Source organism: Proteiniclasticum ruminis DSM 24773 (assembly GCF_000701905.1).
GTDB classification, from domain to species: Bacteria; Bacillota; Clostridia; order Clostridiales; family Clostridiaceae; genus Proteiniclasticum; species Proteiniclasticum ruminis.
In genome coordinates, this window is the sequence record NZ_JNKC01000008.1 from 20,066 (window position 1) to 43,291 (window position 23,226).

23 protein-coding genes are annotated in these 23,226 nt (G+C 44.2%); 16 read left to right on the top strand and 7 right to left on the bottom strand.

The window, feature by feature from the left end; translation table 11 throughout:
- Positions 1-53 precede the first annotated feature (53 nt).
- From T487_RS0110120 to T487_RS0110130, 3 genes are all read left to right on the top strand, one after another.
- Positions 54-1,754 (top strand): LytS/YhcK type 5TM receptor domain-containing protein, encoded by a 1,701-nt coding sequence (locus T487_RS0110120; RefSeq protein WP_155953260.1) that lies wholly within the window; start codon positions 54-56, stop codon positions 1,752-1,754.
- Positions 1,755-1,767: 13 nt separating this feature from the next.
- Entirely contained in the window at positions 1,768-2,496 is a 729-nt protein-coding gene (locus T487_RS0110125; RefSeq protein WP_031576909.1) for a LytR/AlgR family response regulator transcription factor, read from the top strand.
- A gap of 148 nt (positions 2,497-2,644) precedes the next feature.
- Positions 2,645-4,069, top strand: a complete 1,425-nt coding sequence (locus T487_RS0110130; protein ID WP_031576910.1) for a carbon starvation CstA family protein — start codon at positions 2,645-2,647, stop codon at positions 4,067-4,069.
- Positions 4,070-4,165: 96 nt separating this feature from the next.
- On the opposite strand, the gene manA is transcribed toward T487_RS0110130, so the two are convergent.
- Positions 4,166-5,110, bottom strand: a complete 945-nt coding sequence (manA, locus tag T487_RS0110135; RefSeq protein ID WP_031576911.1) for a mannose-6-phosphate isomerase, class I — start codon at positions 5,108-5,110, stop codon at positions 4,166-4,168.
- Positions 5,111-5,315: 205 nt separating this feature from the next.
- Between manA and T487_RS0110140 the strand changes: the two genes are divergently transcribed.
- From T487_RS0110140 to T487_RS16455, 5 genes are all read left to right on the top strand, one after another.
- Positions 5,316-5,675, top strand: coding sequence for a BlaI/MecI/CopY family transcriptional regulator (locus T487_RS0110140; RefSeq protein WP_031576912.1), 360 nt, complete (start codon positions 5,316-5,318; stop codon positions 5,673-5,675).
- Positions 5,672-7,093 (top strand): M56 family metallopeptidase, encoded by a 1,422-nt coding sequence (locus T487_RS0110145; protein WP_051651658.1) that lies wholly within the window; start codon positions 5,672-5,674, stop codon positions 7,091-7,093. Before T487_RS0110140 ends, T487_RS0110145 begins: the two co-directional genes overlap by 4 nt.
- A gap of 12 nt (positions 7,094-7,105) precedes the next feature.
- Positions 7,106-7,465, top strand: a complete 360-nt coding sequence (locus tag T487_RS0110155) for a hypothetical protein (protein ID WP_031576914.1) — start codon at positions 7,106-7,108, stop codon at positions 7,463-7,465.
- Positions 7,466-7,508: 43 nt separating this feature from the next.
- Positions 7,509-8,051: a hypothetical protein gene (locus T487_RS0110160; RefSeq protein WP_031576915.1), complete on the top strand. Its 543-nt coding sequence runs from the start codon at positions 7,509-7,511 to the stop codon at positions 8,049-8,051.
- 91 nt (positions 8,052-8,142) lie between these two features.
- The gene (locus tag T487_RS16455) at positions 8,143-8,280 is read left to right on the top strand and encodes a hypothetical protein (RefSeq protein WP_155953261.1); all 138 of its coding nucleotides are present in this window, start codon (positions 8,143-8,145) and stop codon (positions 8,278-8,280) included.
- 88 nt (positions 8,281-8,368) lie between these two features.
- On the opposite strand, the gene T487_RS0110170 is transcribed toward T487_RS16455, so the two are convergent.
- The 4 genes from T487_RS0110170 to T487_RS0110185 are packed head-to-tail and all read right to left on the bottom strand — an operon-like array spanning position 8,369 to position 12,764.
- Positions 8,369-9,811, bottom strand: a complete 1,443-nt coding sequence (locus T487_RS0110170) for a DUF92 domain-containing protein (RefSeq protein WP_031576916.1) — start codon at positions 9,809-9,811, stop codon at positions 8,369-8,371.
- A 32-nt stretch (positions 9,812-9,843) separates the two neighbouring features.
- Positions 9,844-10,785 carry a phytoene/squalene synthase family protein gene (locus T487_RS0110175; protein WP_031576917.1) on the bottom strand — a complete coding sequence of 314 codons (942 nt, stop codon included), beginning with the start codon at positions 10,783-10,785 and terminating at the stop codon, positions 9,844-9,846.
- Positions 10,785-12,296 (bottom strand): phytoene desaturase family protein, encoded by a 1,512-nt coding sequence (locus T487_RS0110180; protein ID WP_031576919.1) that lies wholly within the window; start codon positions 12,294-12,296, stop codon positions 10,785-10,787. Before T487_RS0110180 ends, T487_RS0110175 begins: the two co-directional genes overlap by 1 nt.
- A 48-nt stretch (positions 12,297-12,344) precedes the next feature.
- The gene (locus T487_RS0110185; RefSeq protein WP_031576922.1) at positions 12,345-12,764 is read right to left on the bottom strand and encodes a MarR family winged helix-turn-helix transcriptional regulator; all 420 of its coding nucleotides are present in this window, start codon (positions 12,762-12,764) and stop codon (positions 12,345-12,347) included.
- 416 nt (positions 12,765-13,180) lie between these two features.
- On the opposite strand from T487_RS0110185, the gene T487_RS0110190 reads away from it, so the two are divergent.
- From T487_RS0110190 to T487_RS16620, 5 genes are all read left to right on the top strand, one after another.
- Positions 13,181-14,167 carry a hypothetical protein gene (locus tag T487_RS0110190; protein ID WP_031576924.1) on the top strand — a complete coding sequence of 329 codons (987 nt, stop codon included), beginning with the start codon at positions 13,181-13,183 and terminating at the stop codon, positions 14,165-14,167.
- A 15-nt stretch (positions 14,168-14,182) separates the two neighbouring features.
- Positions 14,183-14,413 carry a helix-turn-helix domain-containing protein gene (locus T487_RS0110195; RefSeq protein WP_031576925.1) on the top strand — a complete coding sequence of 77 codons (231 nt, stop codon included), beginning with the start codon at positions 14,183-14,185 and terminating at the stop codon, positions 14,411-14,413.
- Positions 14,403-15,239: a hypothetical protein gene (locus tag T487_RS0110200; RefSeq protein ID WP_031576926.1), complete on the top strand. Its 837-nt coding sequence runs from the start codon at positions 14,403-14,405 to the stop codon at positions 15,237-15,239. The genes T487_RS0110195 and T487_RS0110200 overlap by 11 nt, the downstream gene beginning before the upstream one ends.
- Positions 15,240-15,411: 172 nt before the next feature.
- Positions 15,412-15,966: an oxamate carbamoyltransferase subunit AllG family protein gene (locus T487_RS15470; protein WP_207638308.1), complete on the top strand. Its 555-nt coding sequence runs from the start codon at positions 15,412-15,414 to the stop codon at positions 15,964-15,966.
- A 3-nt stretch (positions 15,967-15,969) separates the two neighbouring features.
- The gene (locus tag T487_RS16620) at positions 15,970-16,128 is read left to right on the top strand and encodes a hypothetical protein (protein ID WP_207638309.1); all 159 of its coding nucleotides are present in this window, start codon (positions 15,970-15,972) and stop codon (positions 16,126-16,128) included.
- Between the two features lie 593 nt (positions 16,129-16,721).
- On the opposite strand, the gene T487_RS0110215 is transcribed toward T487_RS16620, so the two are convergent.
- Both T487_RS0110215 and T487_RS0110220 read right to left on the bottom strand, forming a co-directional pair.
- Positions 16,722-17,576 carry an SDR family NAD(P)-dependent oxidoreductase gene (locus T487_RS0110215; RefSeq protein WP_031576929.1) on the bottom strand — a complete coding sequence of 285 codons (855 nt, stop codon included), beginning with the start codon at positions 17,574-17,576 and terminating at the stop codon, positions 16,722-16,724.
- Positions 17,577-17,587: 11 nt separating this feature from the next.
- Positions 17,588-19,534, bottom strand: coding sequence for an oxidoreductase (locus T487_RS0110220; protein ID WP_031576930.1), 1,947 nt, complete (start codon positions 19,532-19,534; stop codon positions 17,588-17,590).
- A 279-nt stretch (positions 19,535-19,813) separates the two neighbouring features.
- On the opposite strand from T487_RS0110220, the gene T487_RS0110225 reads away from it, so the two are divergent.
- From T487_RS0110225 to T487_RS0110235, 3 genes are all read left to right on the top strand, one after another.
- Positions 19,814-21,376: a PucR family transcriptional regulator gene (locus T487_RS0110225; RefSeq protein ID WP_031576931.1), complete on the top strand. Its 1,563-nt coding sequence runs from the start codon at positions 19,814-19,816 to the stop codon at positions 21,374-21,376.
- A 31-nt stretch (positions 21,377-21,407) separates the two neighbouring features.
- Positions 21,408-22,427 carry an O-acetyl-ADP-ribose deacetylase gene (locus T487_RS0110230; protein ID WP_031576933.1) on the top strand — a complete coding sequence of 340 codons (1,020 nt, stop codon included), beginning with the start codon at positions 21,408-21,410 and terminating at the stop codon, positions 22,425-22,427.
- A gap of 80 nt (positions 22,428-22,507) precedes the next feature.
- Positions 22,508-23,161, top strand: a complete 654-nt coding sequence (locus T487_RS0110235; RefSeq protein ID WP_031576936.1) for a vWA domain-containing protein — start codon at positions 22,508-22,510, stop codon at positions 23,159-23,161.
- Positions 23,162-23,226: the final 65 nt, after the last annotated feature.

Here is a 23,226-nt window from a genome sequence, read left to right on the forward strand (position 1 = left end):
TTGAGGTACAATAGGAATTGAAAATATTTTATGGGGGCGATTCCATTTTGATCATGGATCTTGAAATTATACGCAGTGTTATATTGAATATCGGCCTACTTGTTATCTTAGCGCTGCTTCTGACCCAGTTTTCCATCACCAAACGGTTCATCACTGGGGAGAAGAAAGCGCTGAGTGAGCAGATTTTTCTCATGGTGCTTTTTGGTGTCATGGGTATTGTTTCCACCATCACAGGCTATGAGGTCTCTGGTGCCATCGCCAACACAAGAGTCATCAGTGTTATGGCAGGAGGACTCATCGGAGGACCTGTTGTGGGTATCGGAGCGTCTGTCATTGCAGGGCTTCATCGCTATTTCAGTGATGTGGGAGGGCTTACAGCACTGTCCTGTGCCATTTCCACCATGGCAGAGGGTGTACTTTCCGCGTTTTTTTATTCTAGAATCAAGGCAAAAGGATATCAGGAGTCCCATGTGTTTCTTCTGACCTTTGCAGCAGAGCTTCTTCAGATGGCGCTGATTCTTCTCATCGCAAGGCCTTTTGATATGGCATATACCCTGGTTCGTGCAATTTTTGTGCCCATGGTCATGTTCAACTCCGTGGGGATGGTGTTTTTCATGAGCATTTTCAAAAGCATCTTCACAGAGCAGGCTTATGAAATTGGGAAAAACACCACCATGACTTTTGAAATTACGAGAAAGTGTCTGCCTTATCTCGCCAAAGGCACCTATGACAAAGAGAATCTTTTTGAGATCGCCAAAACCATAGTGAACCATTCGGGTCATCAGGCAGCAGTATTTACCCAAGGAGAGAAGCTTCTGATTACCTATGGAGAACTCAGCAAGAAAGATCTGGAGATTCTGGAGGACTTTGCCAGAAAAATCTATGTGGAAAAGTCCAGTTTTCTTTACGAGAGCAATATAGAAACCGGCAAAAGAGAGCTTTTTGCGAAAAGTAAAGTATACATGGGGTCCCCGATTTTTAAAAATGGCGAAACCTTAGGGACGCTTATTGTGATCAGCAATAAATCCGGTTTCAGCATCCCTACAGGAAAAGAGTTTGTGGAAGGGCTGACGCAGTTTTTCTCTGTACAGTATGACTTGGCAGAACTGGATCATCAGAAGGCTCTTCTTCATAAAGTGGAGTACCGCGCACTGCAGTCCCAGATCAACCCGCACTTTATTTTTAATTCCCTGAACACCATTTCTGCTTTTACCAGGGAAAAACCGGAAAAAGCAAGAGATCTTCTCATTGCGCTGGCAGCTTATTTTAGAAACAGCATCAAAACCCAAGATGGATTTGTGAGTATTTATGAAGAGCTGGAGTATGTCAATGCATATCTGGAGCTTGAGAAAGCAAGGTTTGAGGATCGGCTGGATGTGAGACTTTCTATTGAGAGTGATCTTAAAATGAAGGTGCCATGCCTCATCCTGCAGCCTATAGTAGAGAATGCCATCCTCCATGGGGCCATGAAGAGAAAGAAAGGCATTGTTGAGATTACGGTGGAAAGTATAGGCGAGAATGTGAGAATTACCATTGAAGACAACGGGCAGGGAATTCCGGAGAAAGTGCTTGCGGCGCTGAAAGAAGGAGAGACCAAGGAATTCTCCATTGGACTGTTCAATGTAGAAAAGAGACTGCGTTATCTCTATGGAAGAGACCAAGGGCTTAAGATCCAAACAGGAGAAGAGGGGACCAAGGTCATCATCACACTCCCCAAAGTAATGGAAATTGAGTATCAGCCAGTATTTGCATAAGGAGGCTTGGAATATGAGAATAGCCATCATTGATGATGAAAAACCCGCTAGAAGTGAGCTGAAATATCTCATTGGGCTGTATGAGGATGAGGCGGAGTTCACAGAAATCTCTTCAGGAGAAGAAGCTCTGGAAGTGTTGAAGAAAGAAGCCTTTGATCTGCTGCTCATAGATATGAATCTTGGAGATATCAGCGGATCTGCTTTGGCCTATATGGCCAGGAAGAAGATGCCGGAGGCGGAGATTGTCTTTGCCACTGCCCTCAGCACCTACGCAGAAAAGGCTTTTGAGGTAGAAGCGCTTTACTATCTCCTGAAGCCTTTTTCAGGAGAAAAGGTAAAACAGATGCTGGAGCGGTATCATGTGAAAAAAGACAGAAAAGAGGAAGAGGAAGAGCCGAAGCGAAAATCTTTTCAGAAGATTCCTGTGACTCTGGATAAGAAAACACTGATGGTGGATCTATCAGAAGTGGTCTATATAGAATCCCAAAACCGAGTCTGTGTCATTCATACGAAGAATGAAGATTTTGAGGATCACAACACACTGAATTACTATGAAGAGCGGTTGAAGGATAAGGGGTTTTTCAGGATTCAGAAGAGCTACATTGTCAATCTCCGCTATGTCTCTGAGATTGCACCCTGGTTTCATGGCACATATTCAGTGAAGCTTTCGGGGCAAAAAGAGGTGGTGCTGCCGGTGAGCAGGAAGATCATCAAGGAGCTGAGAGAAGAGCTTTGCATTTGACACCAGGTTTATTGCATTTCACCCACCCATAATGATAACCTTTACAAAAAATGAGTTCTAAAATTGAACAAAGTGATACCATGAGAATCAAGGAAATGTCTTTAAGGCCTATAAAGACATTTGAACTAGGATGAAGGAGGATTTATTCATGGTATCATTTTTTATTTGTCTCTTTGTTCTCATCGCTGGTTATGCACTCTACGGCAGGTATGTGGAACGGCAGTTCGGACCTGATGATAGAGTGACGCCTGCGGTTGCTCTGGCGGATGGCTCAGACTATGTTGTAATGCCTATGTGGCGTGTATTTCTTGTTCAGCTTCTGAACATCGCAGGTCTTGGACCAATCTTCGGTGCCATTGCAGGAGCCTTATGGGGTCCATCTGTATTTTTATGGATCACCTTTGGTACAATCTTTGCGGGTGGTGTCCATGACTATCTGACCGGAATGATCTCCATGAGACATGAAGGAAAGAGCATTGGCGAGCTTGTGGGTATTTATCTTGGAACTGGCATGAAGCAGGTCATGAGAGTGTTCTCAGTAGTGCTTCTTGTACTGGTTGGTGTGGCTTTCTCCACAGGTCCTGCGGCACTTCTTGCCATGCTGACACCTGACAGTCTGGATAAAGTGTTCTGGCTGGTTGTGATTCTCATTTACTACTTTATTGCGACGTTTGTTCCTGTTGATAAGATCATCGGTAAAATATATCCAATATTTGGATTAAGCCTGATTTTTATGGCACTTGGAGTTATTGGCGGAATTCTTTTCCAAGGATACCATATTCCAGAAATCACCTTATCCAATCTTCACCCAAAGGGTACACCAATTTGGCCTATGATGTTCGTATCCGTAGCTTGTGGAGCCATCTCCGGATTCCATGCAACCCAGTCACCCATTATGGCTAGATGCATGAATACAGAGAAAGACGGAAGAAAGATATTCTACGGAGCCATGGTGGCTGAAGGTGTCATTGCTCTAATTTGGGCTGCTGCTGGTGTGGCATTCTATGAAACCACAGGTGGACTTCAGGCGGCATTAACAGAGCTTGGTGGACAAGGACCTGTTGTATATCAAATTACCTCCACACTCCTCGGGCCAATAGGCGCAGTCATCGCCATGATCGGTGTTATTGCCTGTCCGATTTCTTCAGGAGACACAGCATTCAGAAGTGCTAGACTTGTCATTGCTGACTGGTTTGGCATTGACCAGAAAGACACAAAGAAGAGATTCCTTCTGACACTTCCAATTCTTGGTGTTGGTGCAGTCCTTACACAGATGGATGTGCAGATGATCTGGAGATACTTCTCCTGGAGTAACCAGACCTTAGCCATGATGGCATTATGGCTGGCTGCTATGTATCTGTACAGAAACGCAAAGAATTTCTGGCTGGCTGCGATTCCTGCGACTTTCATGTCCGCAGTAAGTATGACTTACATTCTGATGGCACCTGAAGGCTTCAAGCTCAGCACTTCCATTGCTTACCCAGTGGGTATCGTCTTTGCACTGGGATGCCTCGGACTCTTCTTGAAGGCCAGTGTGCTGAAGAAAGACCAGAAGGCTGATAAAGCAGCTTAAATCATCGTTATCCATTAGTTTTCCATAGCAAAAGACCTGCTTACTCATGAAGGGATCCCTTCATGGAAGCAGGTCTTCTTATTTTTCTTAGAGGTTTCAGCACTTTATTTTTGCGATCCAGGACACCATGGCGGTGAACTGTCCCTCTAGTTTCACGGTGTCCTTAGCCTCTGTCAAGATGAAATGGTCTCCTTTTTTTATTGGAAGATCATTCATGGTGCCTTCTCCGGTAAGGATACTGACCAAGGTGAATCCAGGAAGTTTCTTGTCTGCTTCTCCATGAACATCCCACTTTTCCACCGTGAAGAAGGTGGAGTCCACATAGTGGGTGATGGTGAGATTTTCTTCTTCCTGTACCGTTGGGTGCACTCTGGTGCCAACATGAGGCACCATGGCCACTTTAATAGAGGACTCTATATGAAGATCTCTCTTCTTCCCTTCATCATCCACACGGTCATAGTCATAGACCCGGTAGGTGGTGTCAGAGGACTGCTGGGTTTCAAGAACCAGTGTTCCTTTACACAGGGCATGGATGGTTCCTGAGGGCACATAAAAGAAATCTCCAGGCTGAATGGAGACGCGAGTAAGGAGGCTGTCCCAGCTTCCGCTTTTTATCATCTCTTCCAGCTCTTTTCGTGTTCTAGCGGTATGTCCGAAGATGAGCTCTGCGCCTTCTTCACAATCGAGAATATACCAGCATTCTGTTTTACCTAAGTCATTCTCCTCTTGCATGGCATACTCATCATCAGGGTGGACCTGCACACTGAGATCATTTTTCGCATCCAGAATCTTCGTGAGCAGTGGAAATACAGGCGAATTGATCCTGCCAAAAAGATCTCTATGGGTTTTATAGACTTCACTCAGCTTCTGTCCTGCTAAATCTCCATTCTCAATGAGGCAGTCTCCGTTCCTGTGAGCGGAGATTGCCCAGCATTCTCCAGTGGTATCGCTGGGAATCTCATATCCAAAGTACTCATCTAAGGCTCTTCCACCCCAGATCCTTTCCTGGAAAATAGGCTTTAGTTTTAATATATCCTGCATGTGGCACCTCGTTTCGATATTTCAAATTCATAAGTCCCTTTCATTATAACGTAAATGGGCTGGAAGTTGAAACGAAGAACTCAATTATGCCATAGTTTCAATCTTGAATAGATATGAACGGCAAGACGAATGCAGAAATTCAGAATCTGTTGTTGCGATGAGAGGTTTATCATGATAAACTTATAGGAAAAAGGGGGAGATCTGTATGAGTGCATATAAACTATTTGAAGCGGAATATAATCTAATGGATATTATTTGGGACCATGAACCCATCAACTCCACAGAACTTGTGAAAAAAGCAGAGGACAGCCTCGGCTGGAAAAAATCCACAACCTATACCGTTCTAAGAAAATTGGCACATAAAGGATTTTTGAGAAACGAAGAAGCAACGGTCAGTGCTCTGGTATCCAGAGAAGAAGCTCTCTATGCTGAAAGCAAAGACTTTCTGGACCGGTTCTTTCAAGGTTCTCTTCCATCGTTTCTAGCCTCTTTCACAGGAGAGGGGAAGCTTTCGGAGAAAGAGCTTGCCGAAATACGAAAAATGATGGAGGAGGATAACGGATGAGAGACTTGTTCATCGCCATCCTCAGCCTATCGATTCAGGCATCCTATGTGGCACTTTGGATCTTCTTTGTGAGAATGCTTCTGAAGAAGTTCCCGAAAGTCTTTTCCTACGCTCTATGGAGTATTCTGCTCATCCGTCTTCTTCTGCCCCTTGGCATCAACAGTCCTGTGAGCATTCTGCCAGAGACTCTGGTGGCAGAAAAGACACAAGAAAGCATCACCATGGAGACCACCGAAGCCTTCATTGAGGTTCCAGTGCTGTTTCTGGGAGATAAGGCGTCTCTCGTAAAGGATCTCTTACTGGTTGATATTTTAGCTGCAGTGTACTTCAGTGTTCTTGGAATCCTGCTTCTTCATTTTGCTGGAAGTTTATGGAAAATCCGAAGAAAGATCCAAGGGACAAAGCGGATATCCGGTGAGATTTTCATGGGCAATGAGATAAAAAGACCCTTTGCCTATGGCGTCATACATCCCAGGATATACCTTCCGAAAGATTTAAGCGCCATGGAGAGAACTCATATCATCGAACATGAGAAAGAACATTTGAGAAGACAGGATCCCCTGATTAAAGCCCTTTCTTATCTGATACTTCTTGTTCATTGGTTCAATCCCATCCTCTGGATTTCTTTCGTCCTCATGGTCCGGGATATGGAACAGTCCTGTGATGAGGCCGTTCTGAAAAATATGGAGAAGCCTCAGCACAAAGCCTATATAGAGACCCTGCTCAGCCTTGAAATGAGAAAACCAGATCCGGTGCTTCTCGCGGGGTATTCCGCTGGGGATCTTAAGGGAAGAGTCCGGAATATCCTTCAGTACAGAAGTCCGAAAAAGTGGGTCAGGGTGTTCTCCTTGATGCTTTTGGGCATATCAGCGGTACTGCTTTTGACAAACCCAGTGATGAAGCCATCTGCGGAGATCATAGATGAAATCCTAGAAACAGAAGAGCAGCAGCCTGTCAAAATAGAGTACCAAATCCAGCCCAAGGAAGTGGAAAGGGTATTCGGAGACCATCTGAAAGTTTATGAATATAAGAACTTTATGTTTGTTGTGAGGGACACCGTGGAAAGAGAAGCTGGCTATGATAAAAACCGAGTACTCACATTCCGTGATGTCCAGTGGGAGATGAAGGACGAAAAGACAGGGATGGTCCTTTTTGAAGCGCGAAACTATGTGGCCGGAGACCAGATGATTGTGGAAGACCATTTAGATCAGGTGTATTACGATAGCGAAAGTGACAACACCTACCTGGTCTTTAACACTGGGGATGGAACAGAAGAATCCTTGTCTTATCCGGGATATCGAGTGAAGGACTTTGTGGAAGGGAAACTTTACCGTTTTGTCTTAGATGTGGTGCCGGTGGTTCCCGGTATGGATCGGTTTGTAAAGCTTGAGTTCCGTGAACCAGAAGTACTGAATTAAGGGGGAATTCATTTGAAAATCATTAAAATCCTGAAAAGAGAAGAAGAAGTAGACCAGAAATCCTATATTCTATGGACCTGGCCAGGTCCCATTCTACTGGCTTTTCTACTATTCCTGGGAACAGAGCAAGGGGACCGGTTCATGGGGAAGTATATGATGCATATGAGCGGAGCTCTGCTCGCTGGGGCATTTCTTGTGTTCCTCCTCATGCTGATTTTTGTTATCTTTCTTTCTGGAAGAAGATTCGTCATGTTTCAGCAGTCCGGATACCTTGCGCTGCTGATGCTTCTCATCCCCGGCTATTTCATCATATGGGTCTATCTTGCCTTTCGAAAAGATCTCTATTATCTGAAAGAAAGCAGAGAAAAATAACGAAAAAAGAATGCATCATGTAGTTGATGTAAGGGAGAGTAGTATGAAAAAATATTGGAGTATTGTTCTGGGCGTGCTTCTCTTATTTGGAGCAGCCTGTGACAAAGAAAAGGAAATAGAAAACTACAACAGTTATCTTCAGACACCACGATACAGCGAAGCACAAAAACGCGCTGAAATCGGGAATCTCTTTTATGAGACAGAAGAAAGGATTGGAATTCATACGTCATTTGGTCTATTTCTATATGATGTGGAAGAAGAAAAAATGCTGACGGCTTTTGACCTCAATGTGGAGAAAGCCTTTGGAGAGGGTGTACTTTCAGAGACTAGACTCAGCAGTGATGAAAAAGGAATCTACCTTTTTGGCTTCACCCATGAGAAAACCATAGACGACTATCATTACTATTATGAGATTGCATCGGGCAGTCTCTACAAAAAGAGTGGAAAAGCAGAGGAGAAAGATCTTTTTCCCTTACCGGACCAGGATCGGCAAGCCTTCACAACCACCAACTGGACAGCGGAAGACTTGGCGTATTATCCTGTAGGAAGCTTAGACCCCATTTACCCACTAAAGGGAATACAGTAAGGTATAAGGTCATATATGGGAAAGTATTCCTGAGAAAGTATCATTATGTAGCGTGAGTGGAAAGAAATAAGATGAAATTTTTTTTGCTCTTATGACAGAAAGTCCTATGACCTTTATTCTTCTTCAGATTGAGACGGTGGAGAATCTCACAAAACGTCTGGAAGAGCTGGAGAAAAACAGTATCGTTCCTACAGCTGATGGATCTAAAGAAGAGAAGCCACAGGTATAAAAGAATATGAATTAGCATAGAAAGAGCTGGCAGCCATGAAATCATTCATAGTTGCCAGCTCTTATTGTTTTATCCTCAAATTCTAAACTCAAAGGGTGGTCACTACATACCCTACGATGGCCACCAAGGTGAGACTGAGAAGATTCACGGCATTATTAGATACCAGTCTGAATCCTTTCTTCGGAAGGTCCATGGCATGGGCTGGAATGTCCTGCAGTTTTCCAGAAACATCTTCATACTTACGTTGAAGAGAGGCCCCTAAAACACTGTCTATGATGGTGCCAAAGAACCCAAGAAGAACCCCGAGAAGATATTCTTCTGCCCCGAAGGCTAGAAGAATCGGAAGAGAAAGAAGGACGCTTCCGACGATACCCGCAACTAGTCCTTGAAGGGTCACGCCACCGGAAACACCCATGGGTAGAGGTTTGCCGGTAAGGATATGGAAGACTCTGCCTTTACTCATCATCCCAATTTCAGAGGAGAAGGTATCCGATGCCGCGGCGGAGAAAACTGTAAAAGCAAGAAACAGATAAATGGGCTCCTCTGTGAAAAAGTAGATCCAAGAGAGGATCACCGCAGGAAGTGAGTTTGCCAGGACCTGCTTCCAGTTTCTGGCGCCTGTATGTTCCTGGGTCTTTTCTGCTTCATGCTTCTCTTTGGTTTTCATCTTGCTGACGCCGGTACCAAGAATAAAGAACAGAATGAGGCTGGAGCCCAAAAGAAATCCGCCAAGGGTATATAGAGTCACAGCGGTGAGAAGAGCGGCCACCATTCCATCCGGGGTAATGGCTTCTTTTCTGAAGGCATAAACCAGTATGGCAAGGGCTGCGGCCAGATAAAGAAAATACTGCAGGGTGCCAAACTCCATGGAAAGGACTGAAAAGAGTCCGGATCCTATGGGTAGAGTCAGATTGTCGCAGCCTTTTTTCCCAGTGAGCTCCATGAAGGCAGAGAAAAAACCGTTCAGAAGTGCAATAAATAGAATAAAGAGTAGACTGCGCTCTGGGCGAAACTCCTCTTGGAAGTAGAGAAGACTGCCAAAAGTGGCTAAAAATGCTGCAACGGCCACCGTAAGACTTCCGGCCAATGACTTTTGAGGTGCAAAGAGAAATGGCTTTCTCTTACCCCATTTTTTACCGGTGATGGCGGCAAAGCCGTCTCCGTAGGCCATGGTGAGGACTCCGATATAAGGCAGCGCGCGGAATCCAAGGATAAAACCAAGGCCGGAGAGGAAGAAGAGACTGACAGCATAATAGACTGTCCCCAAGCTGTCATCGTTTCTTTCCATGGCTGAAATGAGCGTGTATTTAAGACTCAAGCTGTTGATGATGATGAAGGTGAAGGGCACAAGAACCACAGCCCAGAGCTCCGTGAAAAGAGGCGTTAAAAAAACCCAGTTGCCCACCAGAATGTGGACCACTTTTCTCGAGGTTTCTGAAGCGCCTTGGCTTTTCTTTGCCACCACTGTGGCGATCCCGATGACAAAGAAAATATAGCCCAGCGATGAAGTGAGACCAATGATGTTTTCCATATTTCTTATCCTTCCTTTAGTTCATTGCTATATTACAGAAGATCCACAAGACTTTTAGCCTTTAGTACCAGTTTAGCCCGGGTCATGGAATCTGTATAGCATCTTTTTGTGAAAACATTATAGCGGGATTTCCGGATGGCTCCGTGGATGCCCTGATAAAGAAGCGCTGCTGATAATAAAGGGGTTCTTGCTGCAGGATGGAAATAGTGGAGATAAGAAGCAATGCCCTCATAAAGGGGATTTGCAAGTTCCATGAGATGATCTGCCATTTGAATGAATCCAGAGGGCAGAGAATCTTCTGTGGTCTGTTCTCCAAAACTCAGTGACCTTAAAGTTTCTTTTGTAATGCCATAGGTTTCCAGAAACTCTGATGGCAGGTAAATTCTGTTTCTTTCCCGAAGATCTTCCCCCACATCCCGCAGGATGTTTGTGATCTGCATACCGATGCCAAGCTCTTCACAAGCTAATAGAAAGTTCGGATCCTCAGCGAGCTTCTCATCCAGTGCCAAAAGAGGCACCATCATTCTGCCTACAGATCCTGCTACTTTCCGGCTGTATTCCTTGAGATCCTCCATGGTTTGTATCTCCTGAAAAGAAAGATCGCTTTTCTGTCCTTCTATTTGATTCAGAAGAGCATTTAGAGGGATCCCCCAGGAGGTTACGGTGTCCTGAAAGGCAGGCCAGAAGCTTTCTTCCAAGGATGAACCCATACATTCATCAGAATACAGGTTTTTCACGTTTCTTTCCAGCTCTTCCAAGGCCATAAGTCTTTCTTCTCTTGTTTTAGCTGCAGCATCCCCATCTGCCAAGTCGTCTGCATAGCGGTTGAAGGCATAAAGAGCACATACTCCATGAAATCTATCTTCGGGAAGTCTTCTGAAAGCCTCATAAAAGCTTTTGGCACGCTGCTTCATGATGTCTTCTGCGGCTTCGTAGGAGCGCTGAAGGACATCTGCTTTTCTTTCTTTTCCCATCACTTGAACTCATCTCCCGGTTCATCCCGCCTCAGTTCCTCGGCGCAGATCTTTCCAGATTGAAGAACGATGGGAACCCCTGCACCAGGATGAGTGCTGGACCCTGTGAAGTAGAGTCCTTCCACTTCCATGGATTTGGCCTGGGGTCTCCAGTGGTTGCTCTGACGGAGGGTGGGCTGAAGTCCAAAAGTAGCGCCTCGATAGGCAGAAAAGGACCGCTCAAAGTCTTTTGGAGTAAAGATCCTCTCTAACACCACTTCCTCCTGGATATTTTCAAGACCAGGGATCCGGGAGAGGGTTTCAAAGGCTTTTTCCCGGTAATGGCTGATGGTCTCCTCGCTCCACTCATAGGTTCCTGTGCCAAGATCTGACACAGGTATCAGTGTGTAGAAACTGGATTTGCCTGCCGGTGCCATGGAAGGGTCCACCTGGGAGGGCACATGAAGGTAGATGGAAGGATCCTCAATGAGACGTCCGTCAAAGATTCGGGTAAGGTTGTCATCCAGATCTTTAGAAATGATAAAGGTGTGCGGTGCGAGTTTTTCGTAGGTTTTATCCATGCCCCAGTAAAAGACCAGGCAGGAGCAGGAATAGTCCATGCTGTCGATCTTTTCTTTGGTGTATTTTCCTCTGGCGCTGTCCTCTTTGATGAGGTGGGTCATGGTGTAGGGGAAATCCGCATTGCTGATGACATAGTCTGATGTCACAGCCTTGCCCTTCACAGAAAGTCCCAGGGCTTTTCCACCCGCGATGAGAATTTCATCCACCTGATGATTGTAGTGGATTTTACCGCCAAGCTCCTCAAAGAGTCTCGCCATGCCTTGTGCCATGGTGTGCATCCCGCCTTCTATGAACCAGACACCGTAGAGAAGTTCAATCATAGGGATGATGTTGTAGAGAGAGGGTCCTTTCTGTGGGGATACCCCAATGTAGAGGGTCTGGAAGGAGAGCATCTGCTGAAGATCCTTGTCTGGCATGAAGGAGGCCATCATATGGTCCGCACTGTCAAAGGTTTTGAGTTTCAGCGCCTGCTGCATCATAAAAGGGTTGTAGATGTCTTTTTTATTCCGGAAGGGCCTCGTGATGAAATGATCAAGAGCGACCTGATACCGGGTGTAGATTTCAGAAAGATACTGAAGAAAGCCTCTGGCATTTTCTGGTCCTTTCTTTTCCACCATCTCCATGAGTTTTGTCAGATCAGAGCTCACTTCGTAATGCCTGTAGGGCTCATCTTTGAAATACACCTCATACATAGGGTCCAGTCTCTTCATGGGGATGTAGTCATCGGGGTTTCTTCCTGCCAGGGTGAAGACTTCACGGTAGATGGATGGCATCATCACTAGGGTAGGCCCCACATCAAAGGTGAATCCTTCGGCTTTGATCTGATGCATTTTACCACCTGGCTTTGATCCCTGTTCATAGATTTCCACCTCATAGCCTGCATGCTGCAGCCGTATGGCGGAAGACAGTCCGGCCATGCCAGCTCCGACTACTAATACTTTTTTTCCCATTTTTCATTTCCTCCGTTTCTTCTGCGATATAAATAATCCAGTTATTTCTTACAGTTCCCAGTAACCCGTGAGATTATAGCCAATCTGGCGGGATGCTTTGAGAAATACTTCCTTTTCTGTTTCAGTGAGTCCACTGAAACACTGATTTTCCCAGATACTCATGATTTCTCTCAGTTCTGGCAGAATGGAAGAGGATTTTACTGTAAGATGACAGTTTTTGATTCTATGGTCTCCTTCCTCCTCCTTCCGTTCAAGAAGATCCTTTTCTTCCATTTCTTTCAGAAGTTTCGCCACATTGGCTTTATCTGTCTGAAGAAAGGGGATGAGTCTTCCCTGGGAGATGCCTGGGACCTGATCTACCACAAGAAGCACCACCATGGAACGCCAATCCAGATGAAGGGGCTGTAGCATCTCATCCAGAATCTGTTTTCCGTATTTGTGGAACACACTGATTGTACAGATAAACATGTTCTTCCTCCTTAATTTTTCACTTAGTTGTATTATACAACAGATATACGGTTTATAGGGGTAATAAAGAGCAAGAAAAAAGGCATCCCTTTTGTATAAAAGAGGAGAAGTCACTGTAAAGCTTCATTTAAGGGAGTTTCCACAGGTCCATGATCCTTTTGCAAGGAAGACTCGATTTGAAAATATCACGCAATGTAATTTAGTGGAGGTGATATTTCAAAGTGTGATTCCAAGTGGTAGATGAGGAGGAAGACTGAGGTCTATTCATAAAGAAACACATTAGTGAGCTCCGTAAAGATAAGACCCGTAAAGAATATTTCTGTTCGAACAAAGAAAATTATTGTAAAACAATAATTATGATGATAGACTAAGGTAAGAATTATCGTTTCGCAATAATTATAAAGAAGGTGTGTTGTATGCTTCCATCCAAAAAGTTCTGGAAAATCAGTGCGGGGATGCTCTCCGCGATTCTTCTCCTTCTGCTATTATTTCGCAGAAATTCTCCAGAACTGTTTCTTTCCGCGTTCTCTTTTCCTCTCGTGCCCCTTGCAAAGATCTTGAGAAGCCTTTCCTTAAAGGGAGGATTTTATAATGTGCTGGCCTGGCTTCTTTATCTGGATGTGTCTTTGTCTCCTTTATATGTGCTGTTCCTCAGACGAAAAAAAGAGAGGCAGTTTCGGGAACTGATTTTAGCGGCAGGAAGTGTGCTCCTATTTTTCTCCTTGTATCAGCTGATGAACCCAAAAGGGTTGGCTGCGCTATATGGAGACGTTGGCGGGAAGACAGTTTTTTCGACGATCATGGGCGGAATGCTGTATTCTCTTCTCTTTTCCTATATTGTGCTTTCTGCTCTTCATGCCCTAAAAGAGCAGGATCGGACTGGTCTTTTTGCCTATGGGCAAGGAGCACTTTATCTCATGTTTCTTCTTTTTGTTTTTCAAGTGATGGGACCTCAGCTGTGGCAGTGGATCTCTAAAAGTGAAACCCTCATCCAAGGAAATACTGCAATGCTCGGTGGACTCTATGGAAATGACAATCTTACCATCAGCCAGTTTTTCCTTCTGCTGCAGTTTTTACTGGGCGCTCTTCCGTACCTTCTGGGTATCCCACTTCTTTATCGGGGAGCGAAGCTTCTGGAAATTTCAAAAAAGGGGACTTCAGAAGAGGCCATGGCACTCTCAGAGCGGCTTGGAAAAGGGAGTGTTACGCTCATCCAGATGACGGTTCTGATGAACCTTTCCTATCACTTCCTGCAGATGCTCTTTTTGGGGAACATCCTTTCCATGGAAGTGACCCTCCTACTGCCGGTTCTGCCCATGATGGCATCCATCGGGATCTATCTTCTGACAGTGCTTTTGAAGGAAAACAAAGCGCTGAGAGAAGACAATGATCTGTTCATATAAAAAGGAGGGAGTTTCTTGGCGATTAACGTGCATCTGGATGAGATGCTGAAAGAGCGGGGCATGACAGCAAAGGAGCTTTGCGGTCTTGTGGGGATCACAGAAGCCAATCTCTCCATTTTAAGAAGTGGAAAAGCGAAAGGCATCAGGTTCCATACGATAAACCGAATCTGTTATTTTCTGGGGTGTGATGTGGGGGATCTGTTGAAATTTGACGGAGAACTGGAGGAGGAAGAATATGAAGCATAAATTTTTGATTGGTGGTCTCCTATTGGGGGTCATGATGATCACAGGATGTCAGCTGGCGAAAGAGGAGGAGCAGGTTTCCAAAGGAAGGTTCATCGGGGTGTACCTACGGACAGACCGGATGGGTCATCTTGCGGAAGAAGATCTGCCGCAAGTGGTCTATGATGAAGAAACGGAGACCTATGAGGTGAAAGAGGAGAAAGAGGAGAAAGGATATTTCTTTTTTTCTCCTTCTGTAACCAAAAAAGATGGAGAAAGATATCAGGAGCAGGTCACCAGTGGCCATCTTTCAGACATGAATATCACTGTCAGTGTGGGAGAAGGAGGTGGAACCGCGCAAGATGTGGAAGCCGTGCTCTACTTCACAGAGAAAAACCATATCTTCTATCCTTACCGGATTCGCCAGGATGAGAACGGTGAGGTTTTCATGCAGCGGTCTGATGACATGGGCTATCAGGTGGATCATCTCAGTGCGCTGATGCTTTCAGAAGATGACTCTTATGACGAGATCGGAAACAACGAAGGATATCAGATGAAGTTCAAGGTGAGCTTTGAGTATAAAGCGGCACCGGAAGTCGTGAGAATATTTGAGATGGGAAAGGACCATGCCATCAGAAAGAAAACAGTTCTTCAGGCCTCTATGCGTCCGGAAGAGTATAGACCAGAAGAAAATACGGCATATCTTCTCCTGGAGTATGAATCTTCTTTAGAAGGAGAAGAGTCCATAGACAGGCTTCTCGTATCCAAGGAGGAAGCGTCCTTCCCTCTTTATGAGGAAGCGGAGGGCGTTCTTCTAAAGAAGCTTGTGCCCATCCTTTGGAAAGAGTAAGGAAGAGTAAGACCGAAAGCTGTGAGATGCTCCGGTCTTTTCACTTTTACATATGATTTGGTTACTATAACCAAATGAAGCTGGTTTTTTTAGCTGTTTTGTGGGTGGGTTGTTCTTTCTTTCTCATGATAAAGTTATTCCTAGAAAAGGATTTCAGAAAGGAAGGATTATCATGAAAACAGCAGTCATTGCGATAGGCGGAAATGCCATCATCATGGAAGGGCAAAAAGGAACCATCGAAGAGCAGTTTGAAAATGTAAGTAAAAGTTGTGACCATATCATTGATATACTTGAGGAAGGATACAATGTGGTGCTGACCCATTATCTGGTGCAGACCAGCTTCTCCACCAAAGACAAGGTGGACGTGTTCAACTTCGTAGCATCCTCTGGCTACTTCTCCGGACCTACTTGGATGGCTCTTGCGAAGAATGCCATGGACGCTGCCCACAATGTGGAATACAGGTCCATTTTGACCACCATGGCCAGAAATGGATATGAGTTCGGTATCCGTGTCAGCGGACTGGAAGGCAACCAGTGGTTCACTGGACCAGCTCAGGTGGTTGTAGGGCCTCTCTTTGCAGGATTCAAGCCAGAAGACTCAGGCCTTGACATCGGAGACAGCGCCATCACAGAAACCTATGGCATTGGCGGATTCGCTATGTCCACAGCCCCAGCCATCATTTCTCTCGTAGGTGGAACAGTGAATGATGCCATCAACTACACCTAGAAGATGGGTGAAATCACCACCACTGAAAATCCAAACGTGACCATTCCAATCCTGAACTTCCAGGGTATTCCAACTGGAATCGATCTGAGAAAAGTTCTGGAGACAGGTGTTCTGCCACTGATCGATACTGCTATTGCTCTTAAAGGCCTGGTATCGGTATGATTGGAGCAGGTGTTGTAAATCCTCCAATGGAGTGCTTCAAGAAGGCAGCCCTGGCACTGGCGAAGAGAATCAAGGAACTGGAAGCATAAGATCGTTTTATCCCTTATAGACCATGCCTCTCATTTCAAAACCCCATTCTTTCAACGGAGATTTCCGAAAAAGAATGGGGTCTTTTTTGCAACATGAATATCCTGGAGAAACAAGAAGCCTCCTGTTTAAGGTGTTTGCTTAAACAGGAGACTCTAGCTGTAAAAAGGAAGAAGCGCCCAAAAATTAAATCAAGGGAAGGAATGTTTGATTTCAAGGTGGAATTGGAAAAGACACTTCTCCCAAGGGTTTACCCTTTTATGATACAGCAGGTAAAGGTTACATCCTAGACTTATTTTGTATGAAATGAATATTTATGCAAATATTGTGAATTTGATATTTAGAGCGTCTAATAATGAGAATGTGAAAATAAAAAGAAAAGAAACTCTTTGAAAACCAAGGAGTTTCTTTTCTTGATTAAAAGACAGGGTAAGTATCTTTATGACGATTTAGGGAAGTGGTACTTTACTTTAGACTCAGAAAAGTAACACGGACCAGATAAGATTCTAACCTCTCAGCACCTGAAGATCTGGACCACGGCCTTCTAACATGTCCTTCACTCTACGTCCGATGATGGTATTGTAGAGAGGATGAGTCAGAATATAAAATTGATTTTCCTCTATGGCTGTGAGTACACTCATACCGATGGAATCAATGGGCATTCCTGTTTTGATGACAAACTCTGCTCTTTTCAGACCTGCAAAGTAGGAAGGACTTTGATAGTAGGGATCACTTTTGTCATTAAACCGTTCTGGACGATGACGCTCATAATTATGAAGGTCAGTCTGCACAAAGCCTGGACAGAATACAGATAGCTTTATCTTGGATCCAATGGCCTGAAGGTCGAAGCTTGTGCTTTCTGTGAGTGCTACACTGGCATGCTTTGTAGTATGATAGGCCGGCATCCCATTGGAGGTGATAAGGCCTGCCACGGAGGCTACATTGAGAATATGGCATTCTGTATCCTGTTTCAGCATGAGAGGAATGACCTTTTTCATAGCATAAACTTGGCTCATAATATTTGCGGAGACTATCCATTCCCAATCCTGGAGTGGTAGCTCCCAGACAGGTCCGGAGATGGCGACGCCGGCGTTGTTGACAAGAAAATCGATTTGCCCAAAAGTATCGATGGTCCTGTCTACCATCTTATCCACTTCTTCAGGAATTGTGACATCCGCGTGGAGAGTGAGTACTTCTGCTCCTTCTTTACGAAGAGCCTCTGAAGCTATTTCGAGGTCTTTTTTATCGATATCATTTAATGCCAGCTTCATACCTCTAGCTGCACATTCTTTGGCAATTTCAAACCCAAACCCATTTCCTGCACCTGTTATAAGCGCTACTTTATTTTTAAACTCTTTCATCTTTTTCTCCTTTACTCCATAGAGGTGAAAGCGAAGGCTTCCTGATAGCCGTCTTTGATCGCTTCTTGAATTCTACCACCCCGGTTGGCATCGCCGATGACACGAACGTTATTAAATGACTGTCTGAAAGCAGCCACTTGTTCCCTACGTGGACTTACTCCTAATGCAAGAACTATCGTGTCAGCTTCTACGAAGATACCTTGAGAAGTCCGTTGGTTCATAAGCATGACACCCTGGTCAGATATAGACAGAAGTTTATGATTGGGCAATAGTGCAGGATTGAATTTCTTAAACCGCATCATAAGATCGATAAGAATGGTGCGGTTGATGCCAGGGCCAATCTCCTTCTGCATTTCTACTACAGTTACAGGATGTCCTTTCTCTGCAAGGACTTCGGCGGTCTCTAAACCAGTAAGCCCTGAACCGATGATGAGAACTCTCCCTACGGGTTTCACCTTTCCAAGAAGAACATCTTCTGCTTTCAGCACATGTTTTTTATCAATACCAGGAATGGGAGGTATAGAAGGAGAAGCACCCACAGCAACGAAGACGCTGGATGGATTTAGTGCTTTCACATCTTCCACAGAAGCTTTCTTTCCCAACCGGACTTCTACAGAGCTTGCTTTGATTTCACTAATTAGACCATCATTCATAGCTTTGACTTTATCCTTTAAAGGAGCCTGATAGGCAACATTTAATGTTCCCCCCAGATGATCCTTTTCCTCAAAAAGAACCACCTGGTATCCTTTCTTGTCAAGGACAAGCGATGCCTGCATCCCGGCAGGACCGCCGCCGATGACTGCAGCTACTTTTCCGACGCCGTTTTTCTCCAGTGAGCTAAATTCGACTTCTCTGCCCAGTGCACCATTGACCGTGCATTTAATATGTCTGCCCTGGTTCAGTTCTGCGAAGCAGTTGAGGCAGCCGATGCATTTCCGGATTTCATTGCTTCTTCCGGTGGAGGCTTTATGAACAAAGTAAGGATCTGCAAGATGTCCTCGGGCAATACCGATAAAGTCACAAACGCCTTCTTCCAAAAGCGCTTCAGCGGTCTCAGGATCTTTTATGTTATTGACTGCGATTACTGGAATTTTGACATTTTTTCGGATTTCAGAAGCCAGATGTTTTTTCCAGCCTTGTGCATAGGAGCCAGGTTCAATGATGGTGATTGCACTTTCGTAGATTCCTGAACTGATATTTAGAGCATCTATGCCATAGCTTTCAAGGGTTCTAGCAATTTTCACTGAATCAGGAAGGCGTAACCCTCCTTCTACAAACTCATCTGCACTCAGTCTGACAGAGACAGGAAAGTGTGTACCGCACATATATTTGATACCTGTGATGATTTCAGAGAGAATTCTGATTCGATTGTGGAAGCTTCCACCGTACTTGTCAGTCCTATGGTTGGTATAGGGAGACAAGAACTGATTCAAAAGATATCCGTGTGCAGCATGGATTTCCACACCGTCTGCGCCTGCAGTTTTCGCGATAACTGCCCCTTTGATAAATTTTTTTACTAGCGATTCACATTCTTCTGTTGTCAGTGCTCTTGGCATTTCTCCAGTGACTTTGCACATGACTTCGGAGGGGGCAACAATCTGTTTTCCACCAATGAGGGCGCTTTTTGTTTCTCTTCCTGGATGATGCAGCTGGATAAAAACCTTCGTACCATATTTTTGGATGGAAGAAATCATCCGCTCAAGGTGAGGGATGTGTCTTCCTTCTGTTACAGAAAGCTGGTTTGGGGTACCGACACCATACTCCTCATCAATTCTGGCGATTTCTGTGATGATCAGGCCTACACCGCCTTTTGCACGTTCTTCGTAGTAGCGGGAGATGACTTCTGTAGCTTCTCCATTCGTATTGGCTAGATTGACTCCCATGGCGGGCATGACCACACGGTTCTTGAGATAAAGTCCACCTATGGAACCGGGACTTAATAGATGTTCATAATACATGTTGTTCCTCCTTTAGATTGCTTGTTTGGCATTTTGCACATCAGAGAGCTGATGATGTAGAGTCCACTTGATTAATCAAACTGAGGATCGTCTAGAATTAACTCAAGCTTAATAATAGTGAAACATCTTACAATTCATGCTCAAATCTGATTGTGACAATAATAACAATATCTGTTACAATAATAACAATCAATGAAAACAATATCTATGTGAGCTTTGTAAGAAAGTAGTTGGAACAAATTGTGCAAAGAGCACAATGGAACTACAGGAGGGATCAGTATGAAAATAAGTGAGATAATGGAAGAAATCAGAAGAAAGACAAACGTTTTAACAATAGAAGAGTGGATTCTGGAAGAAGACATTGAAGAGGTCATATATGATCAAGAAGGTGCAGAGAGGGAAAATGCTCTGTATTTTGAAAAGGCATCTGAAGTGATGTCTCTGACGAAAGCTGCTGTGTTTTTCTTTGTTTTGGAGGAGCAAAGAGAGATGCTGAGGCCGGTTCTTAAAAAGATGAAGAAAGAAGGGAGAAGCTATTGTGTTTTTCCACTTTCTCTTTACAAGGAGATTTATGAGGTAGTTAAAGAACTCATGTGGATGGAGCTGAAATCAGATCGGTTCATACTAGAAGTAGTTGCCGATGTTCTGAAAGGAGAGACTCTTGATGTAGTACTTGGAAAAATGGAAAAGAGGCTGAAAAACCCCCTCATCGTCATAGATGCAGGTTTTAAGATCATTGGATGGTCAAAGGGGATAGAGGTGACAGATCCCATCTGGTCGGTAAACATTGGCCGAGGGTACTGCAGTTATGAGTTCATCAAAGAGGTGCATAAAATTGAAGCGCTTTCTCCATTCCCTAATAGCTCAGAGCCTTTTGAAGTCGTCTGCACCGCTTCCCCTAACCGTAAGATTTGCACCAAGATTTATGATAAAGGGATCCTTGTGGCATATGTGATTCTTCTAGATCTTCATGGCACAGATGCTGGATATAGGCGCATACTAAAGCAATCTGCAGGAGTCCTTTGTGAAGTTTTGAAAAAATCCGAGCATCATGGGCAGCTTTTTGCATCTCAGAAAGAATCTCTTTTTTTAGATCTTCTTCGCGGAGAGAATGGCGAGCATATGGATCATAGACTGAATATGCATAGTCTTCACTTTACAAAGCCTAAACTACTTTTGTCTGTCCTTCCTGCAAAACATCTTTTAGATCTTTCCGCAGAGGGACATTTGAGAGAAAAGCTGAAAGAGATTTTTCCAATGGCTTTTATTTGTGAAGAAGAAGGCCTTCTTTATATCCTCTGCGAAGAAGAGGAAGGAGGCAAGCTTTGTGAAAAAACAGAGAAAAAGCTTTCTGATCTCACCTTAAATGGAGTAGAGAATATTATCATCTCGAGAAAGATTCAGAAGTCAGAAGAAGTAAGGGTTGCATTTCATGAAATTTCCAGAGTCAGGGAAGCTGCAGAGATGATAGGCGAAAATAAATATCTTTATTATTTTCAGGAATATATGATCTATGTCCTTCTCCTGGAAATAGAAAAAGGCACTTGGAATAGATTTGTGCATCCAGCCCTCGATATACTGAAGAATTTTGATGGACATACTCAGGGAGAGCTCTATAAGACCCTGGAAACATATCTTTCCTGTGAGAGCCAAATGTTACATACAGCAGAAAAGCTGAGCATTCATCGGAACAGTCTGAGTTATAGACTGAATAGAATTATAGAACTTACAGGAATATCTTTAGATAGCGAGGTGGAGAGATTTTCATTAAGAATCTCCTTTAGAATTGATCGATTAGCAACTGGTATTGAATCAAAACATAAAGTTTTGTCGTATACTTAAGAGGGGAAATGTAATAGGGAGGAGATTTAAGATGCCGTTAGAACTGATTAGAGAAGATATCACCAGAATGAAGGTAGATGCCATTGTGAACGCAGCCAATGAAAGCCTTTTAGGCGGTGGCGGAGTGGATGGAGCCATTCATCGTGCCGCAGGCAGCGGTCTTCTTGAGGAATGCAAAGCCCTGGGAGGATGCAAAACCGGTGAAGCCAAAATTACCAAAGGATATGATCTTCCAGCAAAATACATCATCCATACGGTGGGGCCAAGATATCAGGATGGGACCCATGGAGAAGAGGAGCTTTTAAAAAGCGCCTATAGAAACTCTTTACAGATTGCAAAGGAGAAGGGTTTCCATAGCATAGCCTTTCCTCTGATTTCTGCAGGGATATACGGATATCCAAAGAAAGAAGCCATGAGGATAGCGGTGGAGACCATCCGAGAATTTCTGAAGGAAGAGGATATTCTGGTATATCTGGTTCTCTTTGATAAAGGTGCTTTTCTTCTTTCCACACATCTCTATGATGCTGTAAAAAGCTATGTGGACGATCATTATGTGGAGGAAAAAGAAGATCTCTTTAGCCGGGACAGGAGAAATCAGAGAAGGGTCTTCCAGGCAGAAGTCAGGATAGACATGCCGATGATGGAAGTGGAGGAAGCGGTCCGATCCCCAGGGAAGGACAGAAAACTGGAAGAGCTTCTTCATAGAAAGGAAGAGACATTCAGCAGGATGCTGTTAAGGCTCATAGATGAAAAAGGATATACGGATACAGAAATCTATAAAAGAGCCAATATGGACAGAAAACTGTTCTCTAAAATTAGAAAAGATGAAGACTATCAGCCCAGCAAAAAGACGGTACTGTCCTTGGCGGTGGCGCTCCATCTCTCTAAAGATGAAACGGAGGATCTTCTGAAAAGAGCAGGGTATGCTCTTTCAAGAAGCAGCAGGTTTGATCTCATTCTTTCCTACTTCATCGAAGAGGAGAACTACAACATTTTTGAAATCAATGAGGTGCTCTTCACCTTCCTTGAAACGACCCTCACCAGTTCCTGAAGATGTCGCTTTTGAGGCGACCCAATCCCCTCGAAAGTCCTGTATGCTAAAGGCATCATATCATACAGGAGGAAATTTCAATGAAAAAGAATTACACAGAACTGGTCTTTATTCTGGACAGAAGCGGCAGTATGGCAGGGCTTGAGAAGGACACCATCGGAGGATATAATGCACTCCTTGAAAAACAGAAGAAAGAAAAAGGAAAGGCAAGAATCACCACGGTGCTGTTTGATGACCGGTACGAACTTCTTCATAAAATAATACCGCTGAAAGAAGTGCTTCCGCTTACACAGGAAGAATATTATGTGAGAGGCTCCACAGCTCTACTGGATGCAGTGGGACTTACCATCAGCGAGATGATCAGAGTGCACAAAAGTGAAAAGCCGGAAGATAAGCCGGATAAGGTTCTCTTTGTGATCACCACAGACGGCTATGAGAATGCCAGCAGGGAGTTTACAAAGGCAAAGGTGAAAAGACTCATTGAAACACAAAAGGAAAAGTATGGATGGGAGTTTCTTTTCTTAGGTGCGAACATCGATGCGGAGGAAGCTGCGGAGCAGTATGGAATCAGCAGAGACCATGCGGTGACCTATCATGCCGATGAGGAGGGCACAAGACTCAATTATGCGGTGATCAGCGAAGCAGTAAGCAATGTGAGAAAGAACAATATTATGGATCCGAACTGGAAAAAGAAAATTGAAGAAGACTTTGAAAAGAGAAAGAAACAGCCATAGAGTTATAAAATGCTGGAGAAGAGTGCAGATGCATCTTCTCCTTCTTTTTTTTGTGAATATCATTT

Excerpts from the sequence above, each read along its gene's own strand:
- T487_RS0110145 (WP_051651658.1), top strand. The coding sequence starts at position 5,672 with ATGAGAGACTTGTTCATCGCCATCCTCAGCCTATCGATTCAGGCATCC.
- T487_RS15470 (WP_207638308.1), top strand. The coding sequence starts at position 15,412 with ATGAAAACAGCAGTCATTGCGATAGGCGGAAATGCCATCATCATGGAA.
- T487_RS0110175 (WP_031576917.1), bottom strand. The coding sequence starts at position 10,785 with ATGGGAAAAGAAAGAAAAGCAGATGTCCTTCAGCGCTCCTACGAAGCC.
- T487_RS0110215 (WP_031576929.1), bottom strand. The coding sequence starts at position 17,576 with ATGAAAGAGTTTAAAAATAAAGTAGCGCTTATAACAGGTGCAGGAAAT.
- manA (WP_031576911.1), bottom strand. The coding sequence starts at position 5,110 with ATGCAGGATATATTAAAACTAAAGCCTATTTTCCAGGAAAGGATCTGG.
- T487_RS0110220 (WP_031576930.1), bottom strand. The coding sequence starts at position 19,534 with ATGTATTATGAACATCTATTAAGTCCCGGTTCCATAGGTGGACTTTAT.
- T487_RS0110230 (WP_031576933.1), top strand. The coding sequence starts at position 21,408 with ATGCCGTTAGAACTGATTAGAGAAGATATCACCAGAATGAAGGTAGAT.
- T487_RS0110185 (WP_031576922.1), bottom strand. The coding sequence starts at position 12,764 with ATGTTTATCTGTACAATCAGTGTGTTCCACAAATACGGAAAACAGATT.
- T487_RS0110130 (WP_031576910.1), top strand. The coding sequence starts at position 2,645 with ATGGTATCATTTTTTATTTGTCTCTTTGTTCTCATCGCTGGTTATGCA.
- T487_RS0110180 (WP_031576919.1), bottom strand. The coding sequence starts at position 12,296 with ATGGGAAAAAAAGTATTAGTAGTCGGAGCTGGCATGGCCGGACTGTCT.
- T487_RS0110200 (WP_031576926.1), top strand. The coding sequence starts at position 14,403 with ATGAAGCATAAATTTTTGATTGGTGGTCTCCTATTGGGGGTCATGATG.
- T487_RS0110120 (WP_155953260.1), top strand. The coding sequence starts at position 54 with ATGGATCTTGAAATTATACGCAGTGTTATATTGAATATCGGCCTACTT.
- T487_RS0110235 (WP_031576936.1), top strand. The coding sequence starts at position 22,508 with ATGAAAAAGAATTACACAGAACTGGTCTTTATTCTGGACAGAAGCGGC.
- T487_RS0110140 (WP_031576912.1), top strand. The coding sequence starts at position 5,316 with ATGAGTGCATATAAACTATTTGAAGCGGAATATAATCTAATGGATATT.
- T487_RS0110125 (WP_031576909.1), top strand. The coding sequence starts at position 1,768 with ATGAGAATAGCCATCATTGATGATGAAAAACCCGCTAGAAGTGAGCTG.
- T487_RS0110160 (WP_031576915.1), top strand. The coding sequence starts at position 7,509 with ATGAAAAAATATTGGAGTATTGTTCTGGGCGTGCTTCTCTTATTTGGA.
- T487_RS16455 (WP_155953261.1), top strand. The coding sequence starts at position 8,143 with ATGACAGAAAGTCCTATGACCTTTATTCTTCTTCAGATTGAGACGGTG.
- T487_RS0110225 (WP_031576931.1), top strand. The coding sequence starts at position 19,814 with ATGAAAATAAGTGAGATAATGGAAGAAATCAGAAGAAAGACAAACGTT.
- T487_RS16620 (WP_207638309.1), top strand. The coding sequence starts at position 15,970 with ATGGGTGAAATCACCACCACTGAAAATCCAAACGTGACCATTCCAATC.
- T487_RS0110190 (WP_031576924.1), top strand. The coding sequence starts at position 13,181 with ATGCTTCCATCCAAAAAGTTCTGGAAAATCAGTGCGGGGATGCTCTCC.
- T487_RS0110170 (WP_031576916.1), bottom strand. The coding sequence starts at position 9,811 with ATGGAAAACATCATTGGTCTCACTTCATCGCTGGGCTATATTTTCTTT.